Origin of the sequence: Sphingomonas colocasiae (genome assembly GCF_019880585.1) — a bacterium.
GTDB lineage: Bacteria > Pseudomonadota > Alphaproteobacteria > Sphingomonadales > Sphingomonadaceae > Sphingobium_A > Sphingobium_A colocasiae.
Genome location: NZ_JAINVV010000009.1, coordinates 364,133 through 382,809, shown reverse-complemented (window position 1 = coordinate 382,809; position 18,677 = coordinate 364,133). Strand labels below are relative to the sequence as shown.

18 protein-coding genes are annotated in these 18,677 nt (G+C 66.1%); 10 read left to right on the top strand and 8 right to left on the bottom strand.

What is annotated here, in order from left to right; all coding sequences use genetic code 11:
• Positions 1-15 precede the first annotated feature (15 nt).
• Together K7G82_RS20450 and K7G82_RS20445 are read left to right on the top strand one after the other, a co-directional pair.
• Positions 16-621: a TlpA family protein disulfide reductase gene (locus K7G82_RS20450; RefSeq protein WP_343228619.1), complete on the top strand. Its 606-nt coding sequence runs from the start codon at positions 16-18 to the stop codon at positions 619-621.
• A gap of 2 nt (positions 622-623) precedes the next feature.
• A complete protein-coding gene (locus K7G82_RS20445) occupies positions 624-1,052 on the top strand; it encodes an OsmC family protein (protein WP_222991767.1) in 429 nt (142 codons plus the stop codon).
• Between the two features lie 3 nt (positions 1,053-1,055).
• On the opposite strand, the gene K7G82_RS20440 is transcribed toward K7G82_RS20445, so the two are convergent.
• Complete coding sequence (locus K7G82_RS20440; protein WP_222991766.1) at positions 1,056-1,757, bottom strand: hemerythrin domain-containing protein; 702 nt, start codon at positions 1,755-1,757, stop codon at positions 1,056-1,058.
• A 338-nt stretch (positions 1,758-2,095) separates the two neighbouring features.
• On the opposite strand from K7G82_RS20440, the gene K7G82_RS20435 reads away from it, so the two are divergent.
• Together K7G82_RS20435 and K7G82_RS20430 are read left to right on the top strand one after the other, a co-directional pair.
• Positions 2,096-2,518 (top strand): hypothetical protein, encoded by a 423-nt coding sequence (locus K7G82_RS20435; RefSeq protein ID WP_222991765.1) that lies wholly within the window; start codon positions 2,096-2,098, stop codon positions 2,516-2,518.
• A complete protein-coding gene (locus tag K7G82_RS20430; protein WP_222991764.1) occupies positions 2,515-3,873 on the top strand; it encodes a GAF domain-containing protein in 1,359 nt (452 codons plus the stop codon). Before K7G82_RS20435 ends, K7G82_RS20430 begins: the two co-directional genes overlap by 4 nt.
• Positions 3,874-3,879: 6 nt before the next feature.
• Here the strand turns inward: K7G82_RS20430 and K7G82_RS20425 are convergent, their stop codons facing one another.
• Both K7G82_RS20425 and K7G82_RS20420 read right to left on the bottom strand, forming a co-directional pair.
• On the bottom strand, positions 3,880-4,845 hold the full coding sequence (locus K7G82_RS20425) for an aldo/keto reductase (RefSeq protein WP_222991763.1): 966 nt from the start codon (positions 4,843-4,845) through the stop codon (positions 3,880-3,882).
• Complete coding sequence (locus K7G82_RS20420; RefSeq protein WP_222991762.1) at positions 4,842-5,900, bottom strand: mannose-1-phosphate guanylyltransferase/mannose-6-phosphate isomerase; 1,059 nt, start codon at positions 5,898-5,900, stop codon at positions 4,842-4,844. Before K7G82_RS20420 ends, K7G82_RS20425 begins: the two co-directional genes overlap by 4 nt.
• Positions 5,901-6,052: 152 nt before the next feature.
• On the opposite strand from K7G82_RS20420, the gene K7G82_RS20415 reads away from it, so the two are divergent.
• From K7G82_RS20415 to K7G82_RS20400, 4 genes are read left to right on the top strand one after another with little or no spacing between them, the layout of a single operon-like run.
• Positions 6,053-7,447 (top strand): TIGR03013 family XrtA/PEP-CTERM system glycosyltransferase, encoded by a 1,395-nt coding sequence (locus K7G82_RS20415; protein WP_222991761.1) that lies wholly within the window; start codon positions 6,053-6,055, stop codon positions 7,445-7,447.
• A gap of 10 nt (positions 7,448-7,457) precedes the next feature.
• The gene (gene prsK / locus K7G82_RS20410) at positions 7,458-9,521 is read left to right on the top strand and encodes an XrtA/PEP-CTERM system histidine kinase PrsK (RefSeq protein WP_222991760.1); all 2,064 of its coding nucleotides are present in this window, start codon (positions 7,458-7,460) and stop codon (positions 9,519-9,521) included.
• Complete coding sequence (gene prsR, locus K7G82_RS20405) at positions 9,518-10,885, top strand: PEP-CTERM-box response regulator transcription factor (RefSeq protein ID WP_222991759.1); 1,368 nt, start codon at positions 9,518-9,520, stop codon at positions 10,883-10,885. Before prsK ends, prsR begins: the two co-directional genes overlap by 4 nt.
• Positions 10,886-10,892: 7 nt before the next feature.
• A complete protein-coding gene (locus K7G82_RS20400) occupies positions 10,893-12,911 on the top strand; it encodes a tetratricopeptide repeat protein (protein WP_222991758.1) in 2,019 nt (672 codons plus the stop codon).
• Between the two features lie 188 nt (positions 12,912-13,099).
• On the opposite strand, the gene pgmG is transcribed toward K7G82_RS20400, so the two are convergent.
• Genes pgmG through K7G82_RS20385 form a run of 3 tightly spaced genes read right to left on the bottom strand, consistent with a single transcriptional unit; the run spans position 13,100 to position 15,590 of the window.
• Positions 13,100-14,482 carry a phosphoglucomutase/phosphomannomutase PgmG gene (pgmG, locus tag K7G82_RS20395; protein WP_222991757.1) on the bottom strand — a complete coding sequence of 461 codons (1,383 nt, stop codon included), beginning with the start codon at positions 14,480-14,482 and terminating at the stop codon, positions 13,100-13,102.
• A gap of 36 nt (positions 14,483-14,518) precedes the next feature.
• Positions 14,519-14,800, bottom strand: a complete 282-nt coding sequence (locus K7G82_RS20390) for a J domain-containing protein (protein ID WP_222991756.1) — start codon at positions 14,798-14,800, stop codon at positions 14,519-14,521.
• A gap of 1 nt (position 14,801) precedes the next feature.
• Complete coding sequence (locus tag K7G82_RS20385) at positions 14,802-15,590, bottom strand: division plane positioning ATPase MipZ (RefSeq protein WP_222991888.1); 789 nt, start codon at positions 15,588-15,590, stop codon at positions 14,802-14,804.
• Positions 15,591-15,676: 86 nt separating this feature from the next.
• Between K7G82_RS20385 and panC the strand changes: the two genes are divergently transcribed.
• Complete coding sequence (gene panC / locus K7G82_RS20380; RefSeq protein WP_222991755.1) at positions 15,677-16,534, top strand: pantoate--beta-alanine ligase; 858 nt, start codon at positions 15,677-15,679, stop codon at positions 16,532-16,534.
• A gap of 106 nt (positions 16,535-16,640) precedes the next feature.
• Positions 16,641-16,937 (top strand): SEL1-like repeat protein, encoded by a 297-nt coding sequence (locus tag K7G82_RS20375; RefSeq protein ID WP_222991754.1) that lies wholly within the window; start codon positions 16,641-16,643, stop codon positions 16,935-16,937.
• A 24-nt stretch (positions 16,938-16,961) separates the two neighbouring features.
• On the opposite strand, the gene K7G82_RS20370 is transcribed toward K7G82_RS20375, so the two are convergent.
• Both K7G82_RS20370 and K7G82_RS20365 read right to left on the bottom strand, forming a co-directional pair.
• The gene (locus K7G82_RS20370) at positions 16,962-18,098 is read right to left on the bottom strand and encodes a GNAT family N-acetyltransferase (protein ID WP_222991753.1); all 1,137 of its coding nucleotides are present in this window, start codon (positions 18,096-18,098) and stop codon (positions 16,962-16,964) included.
• A 110-nt stretch (positions 18,099-18,208) separates the two neighbouring features.
• Positions 18,209-18,676, bottom strand: a complete 468-nt coding sequence (locus tag K7G82_RS20365; protein WP_222991752.1) for a RidA family protein — start codon at positions 18,674-18,676, stop codon at positions 18,209-18,211.
• Position 18,677 lies beyond the last annotated feature (1 nt).

The following is an 18,677-nucleotide window of genomic DNA, read 5'->3' as shown; positions in this document are numbered from 1 at the left end:
CTGTTGGAGGATTTGTTGCGATCGCTGATTTTGCTTCTCCCGCTCGGCTGCCTCGCGCTCGGCGGATGCGATAGGCAATCGCAGACAAGCCCGCAAGCGAGTGCGAACGCCGAAAACGTCTCTCGACAGGCAAGCGGCGATGCGACGGGCGCCGAACCCGCCGAGGAGGAACTCACCGGCTCGCTCGATATCGAGAATCGCGGCAAGCCGATGCCGTCCGACAGTTTCGAGGCGCCCGACGGCAAGACCGTCCGCCTGGCGGACTTCAAGGGCAAGCCGGTGCTCGTCAATCTCTGGGCCACGTGGTGCGGGCCGTGCGTGAAGGAAATGCCGACGCTCGATGCGCTGGCGGCGCGCACGCGAGACAAGCTGGTCGTGCTCACCGTCGCGCAGGACAGCAAGGGCGGCGAGGTCGTCCATCCCTGGTTCGCGAAAAAGGGATTCGCGATGCTGAAGCCCTATCTCGATCCCGAGAACAAGCTCGGGCTCAACTATGGCAGCGGCATGCTGCCGACGACGATCCTCTACGATGCGCAGGGCCGCGAGGTCTGGCGTGTCGTCGGCGGCATGGACTGGAACGGCCCGCGCGCGAACACACTGCTCGCCGAGACCCTGGGCTGATCATGGCGACCGACAGGATCGACGCACTCGTCCAGGAAAGCGGCGGCAGCGATTTTGCGGTTCGGATCGTCGTGTCCGGCCATGTCATCGACGGTGACGAGCCCGAAGCCGCGGGTGGCCGCAATCTCGGGCCTTCGCCCTACGATCTGTTGCTGGCGGCGCTCGGCGAATGCACCGCGATGACGATCCGGCTCTATGCGCGGCAGAAAGGCTGGCCACTCGACGAGGTCGAAGTGGGCCTCACGCATCGCAAGGGCGATGTCGAGGGTCGCCCGGCCTGGACCGATCATTTCACCAAGGTGATCCGCCTGCACGGCCCGGCGCTGTCCGACGAGCAACGCGCGAAGCTGGTCGAGATCGCCGCCAAATGCCCGATCCAGCGGACATTGCAGGGCGATCCCGTGATCGAGACGCGCCTCGCGACGAGCTGACCGTTACGCCGCGAGGCCGAGAGCCTCCAGGTCCGCGAGCTGATCGGGCGTCAGGCTGGGCCGCGCCGCAAGTTCGTAAACGGCGGCATAGGCTTCGGCGGGCGCATTGGCTTTCATGCCGCCAAGCAGCGCCGCGCGCTCGGCGGCATTGGTGGCGGGCACCATCAACTGCATGAAACCCATCGCGATTTCGGGCGGCAGGCTGCCGACGATCTCCGCTTCGATCTCGGCAAGCTCGACATCGCTGAACAGGGCGCAGAGCCGTGGCCAGACCGATTCCTCTTCCTCGGCCATATGAACGAGATCCTCGGCAACGAAACGCGAGAACAGCAGGTGGAGCGTCCGTCCCCGCTCATCGGCAAGCCGCGGGTCCGCGGCGGCTTCGAGCGCGTCGATCGCGGCCTCGATCTCGGTGAAGCGTGCGCGGTGGTGCGCGTGGTCGCGCTCGAGATCGCATGCGGCACCGGGCGAATGCCGTTCGAGCGCCGTGTGGATGAAGCGCTCTTCATCGGCCAGATGCGTTTCCCCCAGCATCAGATGCATGCGAAGATCGGCGATCAGCGCGGTGGTGTCGCGTGTGAAATCGGTGGTGGCGAGGCGCTGCAGCAGAGCGCAGTGCCCGCGTCGCAGTCCCTTGTGCACAGGGCCGTAGATGTCCCAGCGGCCGGCGGTCGCCGGAAGATCGGATGAAGTCGTGGTCAGCATGGCATGTCCTTTCAATTCCGGCGTCGCGGCCGGATGGATGGCGGGCGTCTAGGTGCTGACGGTTCGGCGCTCATCCTAAATGGTTCCTAACGGCGTGATTTCGGAGCGCGCGGCAATCGGCTAGGAGTCTGTTTGGAAAAGCCGGTACCGGCCCGCTCCCCCGCCCAACCACCCGATCGAGCGTGATCCTGTCGGGTGGTTGGGCGGGGGAGCGGGCTGGTACCGCCTCCAGAAAGCGTGCTTCCGCGCTTTCTCAAACAGGCTCTAATCATTCGTGGGGATTGGGGGCAGGCACCATGATTCACTCGACGCTCCGCGCGTTTCTGGAGCAACCCGTCATGATGGTGATCGCCGTCGGTGAAGCCTCGGGCGGCGCTGCGCTGGGGCGATGCCTCGGGCTGCGGCTTCCGGCCGGAGATGGCCCGATCGAGGTCGTCTTCTCCGCCTGGCAATGGCCGGATCTCGCACGCTCGGCCGGCCCGAGCCGCGCCGTCGCGCTGACCCTGGTGCATCCGAGCACATATCGCACCTATCAGCTCAAGGGGCGGATCGAGACGGTGGGCGAGGGCGATGCGGCGGATATGGCGCTTGCCGATGACTATATCGATCGGATGATCGGCATGCTGGGCGCGCTGGGCGTCGAGCGCGATGTGATCGATCGCTGGTGCGGCATCGATGCGGTGATGCGCGTCGCGATCCGCGCGGACGATCTGTTCGATCAGACGCCGGGGCCACACGCGGGCGAGCGGATTCCGGCATGAGCGTTTCCCTGTCCGACATACTCGATTGCTTCGAAGGCGTGATCCCGTCGGTGATCGCCACGTCCGACGGTGATGGCCGGCCCAACATCTCCTATCTGTCGCAGGTCTTCCATGTCGACGATGCGCATGTGGCGCTGTCGAACCAGTTCTTCTCCAAGACCGCGGCCAATGTCACGCGCAGCGGCCGGGCCACGCTGCTCGCGGTCGATGGCCGATCGGGCGATCAATATCTGCTCGACCTCGTCTTTGTCCGATCCGAACGGACGGGAACATTGTTCCGGCGCATGGCGGCGCATCTCGATGCGATCAGCTCGCAGCACGGCATGGAATCGGTGATGGCGCTGCGCAGCGCCGATATCTTCCGGGTGGAGCAATGCCGGCCGGTGCCCTCGCCCGGCCCCGCGCCGCCGCCGCGCGACGATCGGTCCGCGCCCGAACAGCTCACCTTCGGCGCCGCGCTGGCGGCCGAGCTCGCGTTCGAAAGCGATCCGGACCGGATGCTGGACATCGTGCTCGATCGGCTGACGACGCTGCCGGGCTTCACCAATCTCATGATCCTCGTGCCCGATGGGAGCGCGGCACGGCTGACCACGCTGGCAAGTCGCGGCTATGGCAATACCGGCGTCGGTTCGGAAATCGCGTTCAACGAAGGCGTGATCGGTATTGCCGCGGCCACCGGGGTAGCGGTGCGGATCAGCGACATGAGCCGTGGTCACCGCATGTTCCAGGCGGCACGCGCGACGTCCGGACTGGTCGCGGAACGCCATATTCCCGTGCCGGGGCTGGCGGATCCGCAAAGCCAGCTCGGCGTGCCGATGCTTTCGCGCGGGCGGCTCGCCGGCGTGCTGTTCGCGGAATCGCCGCACCGCTTCGCCTTCACGCGTGAGGATGAGCGCATGCTCGTCATGGTCGGCGCCCAGCTCGCAGGGCATCTCGGCGCGGCGGAGCAGGAGGGGGGCGATATATCCGCCCCCGCTTCCGGCATCGAGGCGCGGCGGTCGCCCATATCGGCGACCGGATCCTTCCATGTCCGCTATTTCGCGTTCGACGACAGCCTGTTCATCGACGATGCCTATGTCATCAAGGGCGTGCCGGGGCGGCTGCTGTTCCATCTCCTCTCGATCCATGCGGAGCAGGGGCGGATCGATTTCACCAATCGCGAATTGCGACTGGATCCGCGCCTTCGCCTGCCCGATTTCAAGGACAATCTGGAAACCCGCCTGATCCTTCTGCGCCGCCGACTCGACGAGCGCGAAGCACCCGTCCGGCTCGCCCGCCCGGAGCGCGGCCGGATCAGGCTGGAGCTTCGCGGCACGCCTTGTCTCTCGGTGATTTCGGACTTGTCCGGGCTCTGAGGGATATCAGCGATCGGATCTGTCGAGACTGGCTTCGTCGAGCAGGGTGAGTTGGGCGGGGCTCAGGTCGAGCGACATCGCGGCCGCGATGTCGTCGAGTTGGGTCATGCTGGTGGCGCTCGCGATCGGTGCGGTGACGCCGGGCTGCGCGGCGTTCCAGGCCAATGCGACCTGCGCTGGCGTCGCGCCGGTTTCGCCTGCCACCGTATCGAGCGCGGCGAGGATCGCCTGCCCGCGGGCGTCGAGATAGCCGGCCATGCGGCTTCCGCGCAGGCTTTGCCCGAAATCGGCTTCCTTGCGGTATTTTCCTGTCAGAAACCCTGATGCCAGCGCGAAATAGGTCAGTACGCCCAGTCCGCGATCGATGCACAGCATCTGCAGCCGGCCCTCGAAATCGTCACGCTTGACCAGATTGAGTTCGGGCTGAAGCACGGTATAGCCCGGCAGCCCCTGCGCGGCGCTGATGTCGAGCGACTCCGCCAGCCGTTCGGCGCTGAAATTCGACGCGCCCAGCGCCCGTACCTTGCCCGTTTCGACCAGCCGGGAAAAGGCGCCCAATACATCCGCGATCGGCGTCTCCGGATCATCCCGATGAGCGTAATAGAGATCGATGTAATCGGTGCGCAGCCGCTTGAGCGATGCGTCGACCGCAGCCGCGATCCGCTCCGGGTGCAGCCCCGTGCCGCCCTCGCCGGGCAGCATGCCCACCTTGGTCGCGATGAGTACGTCATCGCGCCGACCGCGCCGCGCAAGCCAGTCGCCGATCGCACTTTCCGATTCGCCGCCCACATGGCCGGCAATCCAGGCCGAATAAACATCCGCGGTATCGATCATCGTTCCGCCCCGCTCGATAAAGCCCTCCAGGATCATGTCCGAGTCGGCGTCGCCGACGGTCCAGCCGAACACATTGCCGCCCAACACCAGCCGTGGCGTCTTCAGACCGCTCGAACCCAGGGGACGTGTCTCGATCATTTCTGCTCTTCCTTGAGATGGTCGGTTACCTTGCGGACGTCCTGCGATCGTCCACGCGGCAGGATCAATATGTCGTTGCCGCTGGCGACGACGATCAGGTCGTCGACACCGACCAGTGCGATGCGGGGGCCGTCGCTGCGCACCAGGCAATTGTGGCTGTCGATCAGGATGGCGTTGCCGTCACAGGCATTGTCGCTGGCGTCACATCGGCTGAGCGCGTGTAGCGCGTCCCAGCTGCCGAGATCGGACCAGCCCATATCCACCGGCACCACCGCGACACGCTCGGCTTTCTCCATCACCGCATAGTCGATCGAATCGCTCGGCGATTCGGCGAAATGCCCGGCATGTGGGTGGATGCGCCCGCCGTCGCGTTCGGCATCGCGCATGGCGGCCTGAACCGAAGCGAGCATAGCGGGCGCGTGGGCTGAAAGCGCGTCCAGGAAGATGTCGGCGCGGAACAGGAAGATACCGCCATTCCAGGCGTGACCACCGGCCGCCAGCATGGCTTCGGCAGTCGCGCGATCGGGTTTCTCGACGAAACGGGCAACGCGATGGACGCCGGGTGCGAGCGCCTCGCCCGTCTCGATATAGCCATAGCCGGTTTCGGGCTTGTCGGGACTGATGCCGAACGTGACGAGCCAGCCATCCTCGGCAAGCGGCAATGCGGCTTCGATCGCTCGGCGAAAGCTGGCGTGATCGGTGATGACATGGTCGCTCGGCATCACGAGCAATGGGCTGGCCGGATCGGCGGCGATCGCAGCAAGCGCGATCGCCGGCGCGGTGTTGCGCCCGACCGGTTCGAGGATCAGCGCCTGAGGGACCACACCCACCTTGGCGAGTTGCGTTTCGACCGTATCGGCATGCGCATCGTTGGCAACGATGATCGGCGGGTCGAAGCGTGCTTCGTCAAGCGTCCGGCGAGCGGTCAACTGCAGCATGGTCTCCTCGGCCGTGAGCGCCAGCAGCTGTTTCGGGGTTTCGGGGCGCGACATCGGCCAGAGCCGTGTCCCCGATCCTCCAGACAGGATGACCGGTACGATGCGCGTGCTGTTCATAAACGGATTGGCTCCCCTGTGGCCCGACTTGCCGTACCTGCCGGATAAAGATTGCAGCACTGCAAATGGTTGCAACCCCGTCTTCAGGATTTTTTTGTCAATTTGAGCGACACTCCCCCTGTCGGATTATTTTACGGCACGGACGAGCGAACGTGATCAGATTCTTCAAGCACTATATCCCGCATGCCGTGCTGCTGCTCGGTCTGCTCGATCTCGCGCTGCTGCTGACCGCGGCCGAACTCGGCTGGGTGGTCCGGCTGCGCCAGATCGACCAGTCGGTGTTGCCGATCGCAACGCGCTGGCCGCAACTGCTGAGCTTCGCCGCTACGCTGCAACTCGCGATGGTCGCGGTCGGCGTTTACGGCGCGGACGCACTTCAGTCGCTGCGCTTCGCCGCCGCGCGCCTGCTGGTCGCGATTTCGATCGGCGTGCTGTTCCTTTCCGCGCTGTTCTTCCTGATCCCGGAACTCAGCCTGTGGCGGTCCAACCTGCTCTACGCGATGGCCTTCGCGACGGTCTTCCTGTTCGCGATGCGCATCCTGCTCGGCCAGGCGCTGGGCAGCCATGCGTTCAAGCGCCGTCTGGTCGTCCTCGGCGCGGGTGCGCGCGCCGCGCGCGTCAAGGCGCTGGCGCAGAAGCCGGGCGCCGGCTTCGTCGTCGTCGGTTATGTCGGCATGAACGATGGACCGCAGGAGATCCCGGAGGCGATCAACCGCGACGCGATCTACAATCTCGCCGATTATGTCGTGCTGCTCAACGCCAGCGAAGTCGTGTTGGCGCTCGAGGAACGCCGCAACGGGATGCCGCTCAAGGATCTGCTGCGGATCAAGACCACGGGCGTCCATGTCAACGAGATCTCGACCTTTCTCGAGCGTGAGACCGGCCGGGTCGACCTGGCGAGCGTCAATCCGAGCTGGCTGATCTTCTCCGACGGATTTTCGTCGGGGCGGCGGCTGTCGAGCATCGCCAAAAGGTTGTTCGACGTCACCGCCAGCCTGTTGCTGCTGGTGCTGACCGCGCCGCTGATCCTGATCGCGGCGATCGCGGTCAAGCTGGAGAGCCGCGGCCCGGCTTTCTACCGTCAGGCGCGTGTCGGGCTGTTCGGCGAGGAGTTCAGCATCGTCAAGCTGCGCTCGATGCGCACCGATGCGGAGAGCGACGGCAAGGCCGTATTCGCGCAGAAGAACGATCCGCGCGTCACCCGTGTCGGTCGCTTCATCCGCAAGACGCGGATCGACGAACTGCCGCAGACCTGGAGCGTGCTGAAGGGCGAGATGAGCTTTGTCGGCCCGCGCCCGGAACGGCGCCAGTTCGTCGAGGATCTCGAACAGAAGCTGCCCTATTATGCCGAACGCCATATGGTGAAGCCGGGCATCACCGGCTGGGCGCAGATCAATTATCCTTATGGCGCCAGCCTGGAGGATAGCCGCCACAAGCTGGAATATGATCTTTATTACGCGAAGAACTACACACCTTTCCTGGACCTGCTGATCCTGCTGCAGACCGCGCGCGTCGTGCTGTGGCCGGAAGGTGCGGGCGCACGCTGAGGCACGGGCGATGATCGCCACCATCGGCATCTGGAGTCACGCGGTCGCCGCCGGGCTGTTCGCGCTGCTTGCCGCCTGGCAGGCGCGGCGCGGAATTGCCGGTGCGCAGATCATGGCGCTGATCGGCGCGCTGGCCCTGTCGGCGGTCTGGGCATTCGCCGCGGCCGCGGCCGGATCCTGGTCGGTTCTCGGCCAGGGAGCGGAGACGTTGCGCAACATGGGCTGGCTGGGCTTCATGTATCTGCTGCTGCGCCAAGGGCGACGCGGCGACGAGAAGTTCGGGGTTACGCTGATCTATATCGCGGTCGCGCTGCTCGGCGTGGGGCTGATGATGGTCAATCTGGCCCCGCTCGTCCTGCCGGTGACCGAGCCGACCGTGGAAGCGCTCTTCTATCTTTCGCTCGTTCTGCGGATGATGAGCGCGGTCGCGGCTCTTGTGCTGGTGCACAATCTCTACACGGCGGCGGCACCCGAAGCGCGCTGGGGAATCCGCCTCGTCATGTTCGGCCTGGCCGGCATATGGCTGATCGACCTGAACATCTACACATTGGCTTATCTGGGCGGTGGCTGGTCTTCAGAGGCGTTCATGCTGCGCGGCTGCGCGATGGTGGTCGCGGCACCCGTTTTCGGCTTCGCGCTACGCCGCAACGAGCGATGGCAGTTGCGGCTGTCACGCACCGTCACCTTCCAGTCGCTCTCGCTGATCGCGCTGTGCGCCTATCTGGTGGCGGTGGTGCTGGTCGCGGGCGTGATCGAATCGGTCAGCGGTGCGCTGGCGCGCACCGTTCAGGCGGGCTTCGTGATGACCGCGACGGTCGCCGCGCTCGCTCTGCTGCCGTCGCCGCGTTTCAGGGCCTGGTTCCGCGTCAAGCTCGCCAAGCATTTCTTCCGGCATCGCTACGACTATCGTGCCGAATGGATCCGCTTCACCGATACGCTGGGCCGCCCTGGCGAAGGGGCCGTGCCGCTCGACGTGCGGGTGATCAAGGCCGTTGCGGACATCACCGAATCACCCGGGGGACTGTTGCTCGTTCCCGGCGAGGCGGACGGCCTGGGCGTCCAGGCGCAGTGGAACTGGTCGTCGCTCGATGTTCAGGGCGCTGGCGGCGACGCGGGTCTGGCGGCGCATCTGGCGAGCGGACGGATCGTCGAGTTCGACGCGCTGCGCCACGACGATCCGAGGCACGATCGCGAAGCCGCGCTGTTGCCGCAATGGATGCTGGGGACTCCCGATGCCTGGGCATTGGTGCCGCTCGTCCATTTCGACCGGCTTCAGGGTGCGGTGCTGCTTGAACGACCCCCGGTCGATCGTGCGCTCGATTGGGAGGATTTCGATCTGTTGCGCATCGTCGGTCGCCAGATCGCGAGCTATCTTGCCGAGGCCCGGGGGCAGGAGGCGTTGAGCGATGCGCGGCGTTTCGACGAATTCAATCGTCGGTTTGCCTTCATCATGCACGACATCAAGAATCTGGTGAGCCAGCTCAGCCTGGTCGCGCGCAACGCCGAGCGCCATGCCGACAACCCCGAATTCCGCGCCGATATGGTGGCGACGCTGCAATCGTCGGTCGGCAAGATGAACGATCTGCTCGCCCGTCTGTCGCAGCACAACAAGGGACGGCACGAGGAGCCGCGCCGCGTGTCCGGCCAGCGCATTGTCGAGGCGGTGGCGGCAGCCCGCAATCGCCAGCATCCAGTGGTGGTCATGGCCGTGGGTGATCCGATGTTGATCGCCGATCCCGCACGGCTCGAACAGGCGCTGGGGCACCTTGTCCAGAATGCGATCGAAGCCAGCCCGGCAGGTGAGCCGGTTTTGCTCAGCCTGGTGGACAAGGGCGCGGAGATCGCGATCGAGGTGCGCGACCGTGGCGCGGGCATGTCTCAGGAGTTCGTCCGTTCGAGTCTGTTTAAGCCGTTCGCGTCGACGAAGGAGGGCGGCTTCGGCGTCGGCGCGTTCGAGGCGCGCACGCTGATCGCGGCGATGGGCGGCCGCATCGACGTGGAGAGCCGCGAAGGCGAAGGCACCAAATTCATCGTGACGCTGCCGGCGGCGTCCAGAATACCGGAGATGCAATGACGATCGAAAAACCCAAGCTCCTTATCGTCGAGGATGACGAGGGGCTGCAGCGCCAGCTGCGCTGGGCTTATGACGATTATTCGGTGATCACCGTCGGCGATCGTGCGTCGGCGATCGCCGCGTTGCGCGCCGAGGAACCGGCCGTGGTCACGCTCGACCTGGGTTTGCCGCCCGATCCAGACGGCACCAGCGAGGGGTTCGCGACGCTGGCCGAGATCCTCGCGCTCAAGCCGGATACGAAGGTGATCGTCGCATCCGGCCATGGCGCGCGTGAAAGCGCGCTGCGCGCGATCGCGAGCGGCGCCTATGATTTCTATCAGAAGCCCGTCGATATCGACGAACTGGGGCTGATCGTGCGCCGCGCCTTTCAGCTCCACGCGATCGAGGCGGAGAATGTGCGGCTGGCGCAGGCCGGCGGCAGCGAGGCGACGGTGCTGGGCGGGATGATCACCGCCGCGCCGGAAATGCAGAAGGTCGCGCGCACGATCGAGCGCGTCGCCACCGCCGACGTATCGGTGATGCTGCTGGGGGCGAGCGGCACGGGCAAGGAATTGCTGGCGCGCGGCGTGCACCAGTCGAGCGGCCGGCGCGATGGTGCGTTCGTCGCGATCAATTGCGCCGCCATTCCCGAAAATCTGCTCGAAGCCGAACTGTTCGGGCATGAGAAGGGCGCCTTCACCGGCGCGGTGAAGACCAATCAGGGCAAGATCGAACAGGCGCAGGGCGGCACGCTTTTCCTCGACGAGGTCGGGGATATTCCGCTGCCGCTTCAGGTAAAGCTGCTGCGTTTCCTGCAGGAACGGGTGATCGAACGGATCGGCGGGCGGGTTCCGATCGCGGTCGACACGCGCATCGTCTGCGCGACGCATCAGAATCTGGACGCGATGATCGCCGACGGCCGCTTCCGCGAGGATCTTTATTATCGCCTGGCGGAAATCGTCGTCCGTATCCCCTCGCTCGCCGAGCGGCCGGGGGATGCGCCGTTGCTCGCACGCCACTTCCTCCTGCGCTTCGCCAAGGACATGAATCCGGCGGTGAAGGGCCTCGCGCCCGACGCGCTTTCGGCGATCGATGCCTGGAACTGGCCGGGCAATGTCCGCGAGCTGGAGAATCGGATGAAGCGCGCGGTGATCATGGCCGATGGCCGGCTGGTCACCGCCGCCGATCTCGATCTTCCAGGGCAGGCGCGTGCCGACGATGGCGACGTGATCAACCTGAAGACCGCGCGCGAAGCCGCCGATCGCAAGGCGATTCGTCGGGCGCTGGCGCGCAGCGAGGGCAATATCTCGAGCAGCGCCAAGTTGCTGGGGATCAGCCGGCCGACGCTGTACGACCTGCTCAAGCAATATGGCATGCAGGCCTGATCGATCCATGCGCCGCATCACCACCCTGACAATCGCGCTCGCGCTGCTTGCGGCGCCCGCGCTGGCTGCCGACCGCGCCGCCGCGGATGCCGCCATGCGGCGCGCGATGGCGGCCTTCGGCGCCGGCGATCCACGCACCGCGCGCGTCGAGATGCAGAATGCGCTGAAAGCCGATCCCGGCTGGGCGGCGGCGCATGCCATGCAGGCGCGCATCCTGCTGGCGCTGGGTGACGGTCTGGGGGCGGAGGCCGAACTGGAGCGTGCCTTGCGCGCCGGCGTGCCGGCCGCCAGCATATCCTCGTTCCTCGCCCATGCCCATGTGCTCAACGGCAATGGCGAGGCGGCGCTGGCGGTGCTCGATCGCGATCCGCCGCCCGCCGATCAGGCGGGTTATGCCGCGCGAATCCGCGCCCAGGCGCTTGCCGCGCTGGGCGACATGGCGGCCGCCGAAGCCGCGTTCGACCAGTCGCTCGCGCTTGCGCCCAAGGATGTCGCGACCTGGGTCGCGCTCGGTCGGTTCCGCATGGACGTCGCGGATCAGGCGGGCGCGGTGGCGGCGGCCGATCGCGCGATGGCGATCGCTCCACGTTCGGTCGACGCGATGGTTCTCAAGGGCATTCTCGTCCGCAACCAATATGGGCTTGTGGCGGCGCTGCCATGGTTCGAGCGCGCGGCCGAGATCGATCCGCAGGATGTGGATGCGCTGCTCGAAGCGGCGGCGACGCTCGGCGACCTTGGCCGCGCGCGCGAAATGCTGGCGATGACGCGCCGCGCGCTCGCGCTCGATGGCCGCAACGTCCGGGCCTTCTATCTGCAGGCGGTGCTCGCGGCGCGCGCCCGCAATTTCGGCCTGGCGCGCTCGCTGCTGCAACGGACGGGTGACGCGCTCGACGATATGCCCGGCGGCATGCTGCTCCAGGCCGTGCTCGAAATCGATTCGGGCAGCTATGAACAGGCGATCGGTCGGCTCGACCGGCTGGTGTCGATGCAGCCGGACAATCTGCGCGTGCGCCGGTTGCTTGGAACGGCGCAGTGGCGTGCCGGCAATTATCGCGAAGCCATCGCAGCGCTTCGCCCGATCGCGGATCGGCCCGACGCCGATGTCTACACGCTGACGGTGACGGGGCGCGCGCTGGAGGCGATCGATGCGCGCGACGAAGCCGCCGCCTATCTCGATCGCGCCTCAACATCGGCGCCGCGCGGCGGTGCGCCGTTCGACGGCGGCGGTGATCTCGGCACGCTCGCGCGAGAGGCGGCGCTCGATCGCGGCGCGCCCGCACGAATCCGCTATATTCGCGGCCTGCTCGCGGTGGGGCGCGGCGATCAGGCGCTGTCGGAGGCGCGCGCGCTCCAGCGGGCGCACTCCGGGACGCCGGCGGCGCATATCCTGGTCGGCGATGCGCTTGGCGCGATCGGGCAACCGCTGGAGGCGGCGGACGCTTATCGCCTGGCTGCCAATATCAGCTTCAACGAACCCGTTGCGTTGCGCCTGATCGATGCGCTCGATCGCGGCGGGCGTCGCGCCGATGCGATCGCGACGCTCAACCTGTTCCTCACACAGAATCCGCGCAACGTCGCGGCGCTGCTGCTTGCGTCGGACTATTTCCAGGCTGCCGAACAATGGGGCGATTCGATCCGCATCCTCGAAGGGTTGCGCGCGCGCATCGGCAATCGCGACGCGCTGATCCTCAACAATCTGGCCTGGGCATGGTTTCGCAAGGGCGATGCCGACAAGGGGCTGGCCTATGCCGCGCGCGCCTATGCGCTTGCCCCGTCCAATCCTGCGGCGGCGGACGCGTTCGGCTGGCTGTTGTTCGAAACCGACACCGATCGTCGTGCGGGCATAGAATTGCTCGAGAAGGCGCGCGCGATCGCGCCGGCCTCGCCGGCCGTGCACTGGCATCTCGCCCAGGCCTATGCGGCGGTCGGCCGCAAGCCCGAGGCGATGGGTGCGGCGCGATCGGCGCTCGCTTCGCCCGGTTTCGGGCAGGCGGCGGAGGCGAAGGCGCTGATCGCCAGATTGTGAAGCACCTGAAAAAAAGACAAAAAAAGGGCCGATCCAGAGGGACCGGCCTTTGAAAGTTTAGGAGAGGATGCCTGAAAGGCCCGTCCCTCTTGCGGCGCGGTGGCCGATCTCGCAAGTGCGAATGACACCGGTATGCGTGCAAAGATTGCAACCGTACGCAATTTTGCTGCGTGCGGCTGCAATCATGTTCAGTGCGCCACGGGGGCTCCGCGCACGATTCCCGATGCTGAGAGCTGTGCGTCGATCTGCGCCAGCAACCGCTCCAGACCGGGTTCGTCATGGGCTTCGGCGCGTGCGACCAGAACGTCCTGGGTGTTCGATGCGCGCAGCAGCCACCAGCCATCGTCGGTGGTGACACGCGCGCCGTCGGTGCGATCGACCCGGGCGCCATCGGCCTCCAGCCGGTCGAGCACTTCGTCGACAACCGCGAACTTGCGCGATTCGTCGACCTGGAAGCGCATCTCGGGCGTGTTGACCATCGCCGGCATCTCGTCCTTGAGCTGCGTCAGCGACTTGCCCGACATGCGCACTGCGCTCATCAGCCGCACCGCGCCATAGATCGCGTCGTCGAAGCCGTAATAATCCCAGAAGAAGAAGATGTGGCCGCTCATCTCGCCGCCGAGCGGGGAATTTTCCTCTTTCATCTTCGCCTTCACCAGGCTGTGACCGGTCTTCCACATCAGCGGCTTGCCGCCCAGCTCGGCGATCCGGTCGAACAGCGCCTGGCTGGTTTTCACATCGGCGAGGATGGTTGCGCCCGGATTGGCCTTCAGCACGGGTTCGGCCAGGATGCCGAGCAACTGATCGCCCCACACGACCCGGCCCTCGCCGTCGATCGCGCCGATCCGGTCGCCATCGCCGTCGAAGGCGACGCCGAAATCGAGCTGCTTTTCGGCGACGAGCGCCTTCAGATCGGCGAGGTTCTTTTCCTCGGTCGGGTCGGGATGATGGTTGGGGAAGTTCGCATCGACATCCGTGTAGAGCAGGTGATGCTCGCCGGGCAGCAGCTTCACCAGCTTCTCGATCACCGGGCCGGCGGCGCCGTTGCCTGCGTCCCAGCCGATGCGATAGGCGCCGCCGGCATAGCCCGCGAGCAAGCGGCCGACATAATCGTCCATGATGTCGGCATTGGAAACCGTGCCCGATCCTTCGGACCAGTCGCCCGCCGCCGCGAGCCGGCCGATCTCCAGGATCTGCTCGCCGTAAAAGGGCGCGTGATGGATCACCATCTTGAAGCCGTTATAATTGGCGGGATTATGGCTGCCGGTGATCATGATGCCGCCATCGACCTCGAGCACGGCCTCCGCATAATAAAGCATCGGCGTCGGCCCCAGTCCGACGCGGACGACATCGATCCCGCCTTCGTTCAGGCCGCTGATCAGCGCGTTTTCGAGCGACGGAGAGGATTCGCGGCCGTCATAACCCACCGCGACGCGCGTGCCCCCGGCCTTGCGCACCAGCGTCGCGAAGCTGCGGCCGATCGCATAGGCGTCCTTGGTGCCCAGCGTCTGGCCCACGATTCCGCGGATATCATATTCGCGCAGCGTGGTGGGATCGAAGACATGGCTCATCGCTTCACTCCGTTACTTATGGGGCCGTGCCCCGCACTATCGGGATGGCGGCACAACGCGCGAACGCAGCAACAGGTCGCGCGCGGCGTTGATTTTTCCGGCCAGCTCGGCGCTGCCACCGGCATCGGGATGGACGCGCGCGATCAGCCGGCGGTGCGCCGCGCGAATCTGGTCGGGCGTGGCCTCGGGCGGCAGATCGAGCAGGCGCAGGGCCTCGGCGACGCTCATCGTCGGACGCGGCGTGCGACGGCTCATCTTGCCACGCCACCAGAACCAGATCAGCAGGCCGATCCCGGCAAGGAGGATCAGCTTCGCCATGTCAGAGCGCGAGCTCGCCCTGCGGCTGGGGCAGTTCGAGCGCGGAGATCATCTCGCGCAGTTCCTGCCGGGCGGCGATGTGGCTGATGCCGAGCTCACCCAGTTCCTCCAGGTCGAGCAGGGTGATGCCGCGCGGAAACAGCTCGCGGTAGATCACGCGCTCGCCAAGGCCGGGGATCACGCGGAAGCCCACGCGCCGCGACAATTCGGCGACGGCGTTGCCGACGCGGCGCATGTTGCGTGCCTCGACATGCTGAAGGCGATTGCGCAGCACCACCCAGTCGACCGTCGCGCCATCGGCGCGCGCGCGCAATTTGCGCTGGTCCCAGATCAGCTCCGCATAGAAGCTGGGGCGCTTCACCTTGAAGGTCTCGGGGTCGACCTGGCCGATCAGGTCCAGATCGATGAAACTGTCGTTGATCGGCGTCACCAGCGTGTCCGCCATCGCGATCGCGGCGCGCGCGACATCGTCATCGCGGCCCGGCGTATCGATGATCAGGAATTCCCTGCCTTCGCCCAGCTTCGCCACCGCGGTTTCGAGCGCGGGCACCGTCAGCGGATCGAGCACCTCATGGACGGGCAGGATCAGGTCGACCGACTCGCGGCGCACCGTTTCCGCGCGATTGTCCAGATAGCGGCCCAATGTCCGCTGCCGGGTATCGAGGTCGAGCGCCGCGACGCGGCGGCCGGCCTTGGCCAGGCCGATCGCGGTATGGACCGCGGTCGTCGATTTGCCGCTGCCCCCCTTTTCGTTCGCAAAGACGATCAGATGCACGCCATTCACCGCCATGTAGCGATCGGGCCCCCTAGCCACTTGATTCCAGAAGACGCCCCCCGCAAAGAGCGCGTCCCGGCCATATCGGAGGCAAGGCAGGCGTGCAAACGGTCCGTGATCTCGAACAGCTGCGCGCCGCGATCGCGGCGTTTCGCGCCGAGGGATTGTCGGTGGCGCTGGTGGCGACCATGGGCGCGCTTCATGCCGGGCATATGGCGCTGGTCGAAGCGGCGAAGGCGCGCGCCGATCGCGTCGTCACGTCGATCTTCGTCAATCCCAGGCAGTTCGGTCCCAATGAGGATCTCTCGCGCTATCCGCGTCGCGAGCGCGCCGATGCGGACATGCTGGAGGCGGCGGGCTGCGCGCTGCTGTGGATGCCCCCCGTGGAGGTCATGTATCCGGCGGGCTTCGCCACGACGGTTTCGGTGACCGGCGTCAGCGACGGACTCGACGGTGCGTCGCGCCCCGGCCATTTCGATGGCGTCGCCACCGTCGTGTCCAAGCTGTTCAACCAGGTACGGCCCGATTTCGCGCTGTTCGGGGAGAAGGATTATCAGCAGCTCGCGGTGATCCGCCGCATGGTCGCCGATCTCGACATGGGTATCGAGATCGTCGGCGTGCCGACGCAGCGTGACGAGGACGGCCTGGCGCTGTCGTCGCGCAATATCTACCTGACCGAGCAGGAGCGCGAAGCCGCGCGCATGTTGCCGCGCGCGCTGGGAGAGGCGGCGCGCGCGATCAGCGGCGGAACGGCTGTGGCCACGGCGCTCGAACGCGCCGAAGCGGCGCTCGCCAGGGCGGGATTCGATCCGATCGATTATGTCGCGCTTTGTGATGCCGAAACGCTCCAGCCGGTGGACGATCTCGAAAGGCCGGCGCGTCTGATGGCGGCCGCCCGGATCGGCGGTACCCGTCTGATCGACAATCTGGCCGTCGAGGCGGAATCGGTAGCGCAATAATCCCGTTTTTCCTCGGAAAAACAAAGTGAAGATGCGTTAACCATTTCTTTAAACCATATGGTGGATTGTGCCCCTGGGCCGAAAGGCTGAACAGGGGTGTGGGAACATGGGACATAGCGCGGAGCTTGAAAGCTTCTTCATCGAAAGCCGCCTTGCCGATGCCGGCCGCGGCGATCCGGATGCCTGCCTGGAACTGGGCATGGCCTATTCGTCGGGATCGGGAAACACGATCGTCGATCTGATCCAGGCGCACAAATGGTTCAACCTCGCGGCGTTGCGTGGCAGCCATGAAGCGCAGGGTTGGCGGGCCGAAATCGCGGGCGAAATGAGCCCGCGCGAAATCGCCGAAGCACAGCGCCAGGCGCGCGCCTGGCTCATCGAGACGGCGCGCCACGCCGCCTGAGCGCCGACCCCATCGTAAAAAGGGTCAGCAGGATTTCCTGAAGGGGCCGAGTTCGGCGAGCGCGCCGATCTCATGCGATACGGCATCGCGCTCGCGGCGCAGAAAATCCGCGATCGCCGCGCGAAAGCCGGGATCGGCGATATAATGCGCCGAATAGGTCGGCACCGGTTCATAGCCCCGCGCCAGCTTGTGGCCGCCCTGGGCGCCGGCTTCGACGCGATCGAGGCCGCGTGCGATCGCCGCGTCGATCGCCTGATAATAGCAGAGTTCGAAATGGAGGAAGGGCACTTCCTCGATACAGCCCCAATAGCGGCCGTACAGCGTGTCTCCGCCGATCATGTTGAGTGCGCCGGCGATCGGCCTGCCGTCGCGCAGCGCCAGGATCAGCAACAGCGAATCGGCCATGCGTTCGCCGAGCAGCGTGAAGAACGGGCGCGTCAGATAGGGGCGCCCCCATTTGCGCGCGCCGGTGTCCTGATAGAATTGCCAGAACGCGTCCCAGTGGCGCGGTTCGATCGCGTCACCCTGGAGATGGACGATCTCCAGCCCTGCGACAGCGGCCGCGCGTTCCTTGCGGATCGCCTTGCGCTTGCGCGATGCCAGCACGTCGAGGAAATCGTCGAATCCGCGATAACCGCGATTCTGCCAGTGGAATTGGCTGTCGGTACGGATCAGCCAGTCCGCCGCTTCGAACAACGGCACCTGATCGGGCGCGACGAAGGTGGCATGCGCCGAGCTCAATCCGTTCTGCGTCACGATCGTTTCCGCCGCCGCGATCAGGTGTGATGCGATGGCGGGATCGCGCATCAGCAGGCGCGGCCCGGGCACGGGGGAAAAGGGAACGGCGATCTGCAGCTTGGGATAATAGCGTCCGCCCGCGCGTTCCCAGGCATCGGCCCAGCTATGGTCGAACACATATTCGCCCTGGCTGTGGCTCTTGGCATAGGCGGGCAGCACGCCGGCCAGCCGGCCGTCATCGCCGTCGACGGCGATCGGCACGGGCTGCCAGCCGGCGGCGGTGCCGACGCTGCCCGAATCCTCCAGCGCGCTCAGGAAGCCATGCGATACGAAGGGATTCGCATCGCCGGCGCAGGCATTCCAGGCAACGGCGTCGAAATCGCCGACGCCCTGTCCGATGCGGGCGACGAAGCCGTCGTTCATCGGTGGGGCGCCGGCGTCGATGCCGTCCGGATCGCGCAGCCATCATCCATGCGGGGATTGCGATGGCGGCGCGATGCGAACGGACCTGTGGGCATATGGTCTATATGGGATCAGGCGGGCTTGACCGCCACGATCGCATCGACTTCGACGGCGGCGCCCAGCGGCAGGGCGGGCACGCCGACGGCGCTGCGCGCATGCTTGCCGGCATCGCCGAACACCGCCTGCATCAGTTCCGATGCGCCGTTGGCGACCTTGGGCTGTTCGGTGAAGTGCGGATCGCTGGCGACGAACACGCCCAGTTTGACGACGCGCTCGACGCGATCGAGCGAACCCAGGGCCTGTTCCATCTGCGCGAGCAGCATCAGCGCGCAGTTGCGCGCGGCTTCGTAGCCGAATTCGACATTGACGTCCTCGCCGACGCGGCCGGTCATCAGGTCGCCGCCGCGGAAGGGGAGCTGACCCGAGATATGGAGGAGGCCGCCGATTTCCACGGCGGGAACATAGGCCGCGATCGGGGCGGCGGGCTTGGGCAGCTTCAGGCCGAGTTCCTCGAGCTTCTGGGCAGGCGTATCAGTCATG

Bases quoted from the DNA above. Each gene is read 5' to 3' on its own strand.
- K7G82_RS20445 (WP_222991767.1), top strand. From the start codon at position 624: ATGGCGACCGACAGGATCGACGCACTCGTCCAGGAAAGCGGCGGCAGC.
- K7G82_RS20440 (WP_222991766.1), bottom strand. From the start codon at position 1,757: ATGCTGACCACGACTTCATCCGATCTTCCGGCGACCGCCGGCCGCTGG.
- K7G82_RS20435 (WP_222991765.1), top strand. From the start codon at position 2,096: ATGATGGTGATCGCCGTCGGTGAAGCCTCGGGCGGCGCTGCGCTGGGG.
- K7G82_RS20430 (WP_222991764.1), top strand. From the start codon at position 2,515: ATGAGCGTTTCCCTGTCCGACATACTCGATTGCTTCGAAGGCGTGATC.
- K7G82_RS20425 (WP_222991763.1), bottom strand. From the start codon at position 4,845: ATGATCGAGACACGTCCCCTGGGTTCGAGCGGTCTGAAGACGCCACGG.
- K7G82_RS20420 (WP_222991762.1), bottom strand. From the start codon at position 5,900: ATGAACAGCACGCGCATCGTACCGGTCATCCTGTCTGGAGGATCGGGG.
- prsK (WP_222991760.1), top strand. From the start codon at position 7,458: ATGATCGCCACCATCGGCATCTGGAGTCACGCGGTCGCCGCCGGGCTG.
- prsR (WP_222991759.1), top strand. From the start codon at position 9,518: ATGACGATCGAAAAACCCAAGCTCCTTATCGTCGAGGATGACGAGGGG.
- K7G82_RS20400 (WP_222991758.1), top strand. From the start codon at position 10,893: ATGCGCCGCATCACCACCCTGACAATCGCGCTCGCGCTGCTTGCGGCG.
- pgmG (WP_222991757.1), bottom strand. From the start codon at position 14,482: ATGAGCCATGTCTTCGATCCCACCACGCTGCGCGAATATGATATCCGC.
- K7G82_RS20390 (WP_222991756.1), bottom strand. From the start codon at position 14,800: ATGGCGAAGCTGATCCTCCTTGCCGGGATCGGCCTGCTGATCTGGTTC.
- K7G82_RS20385 (WP_222991888.1), bottom strand. From the start codon at position 15,590: ATGGCGGTGAATGGCGTGCATCTGATCGTCTTTGCGAACGAAAAGGGG.
- K7G82_RS20375 (WP_222991754.1), top strand. From the start codon at position 16,641: ATGGGACATAGCGCGGAGCTTGAAAGCTTCTTCATCGAAAGCCGCCTT.
- K7G82_RS20370 (WP_222991753.1), bottom strand. From the start codon at position 18,098: ATGAACGACGGCTTCGTCGCCCGCATCGGACAGGGCGTCGGCGATTTC.
- K7G82_RS20365 (WP_222991752.1), bottom strand. From the start codon at position 18,676: ATGACTGATACGCCTGCCCAGAAGCTCGAGGAACTCGGCCTGAAGCTG.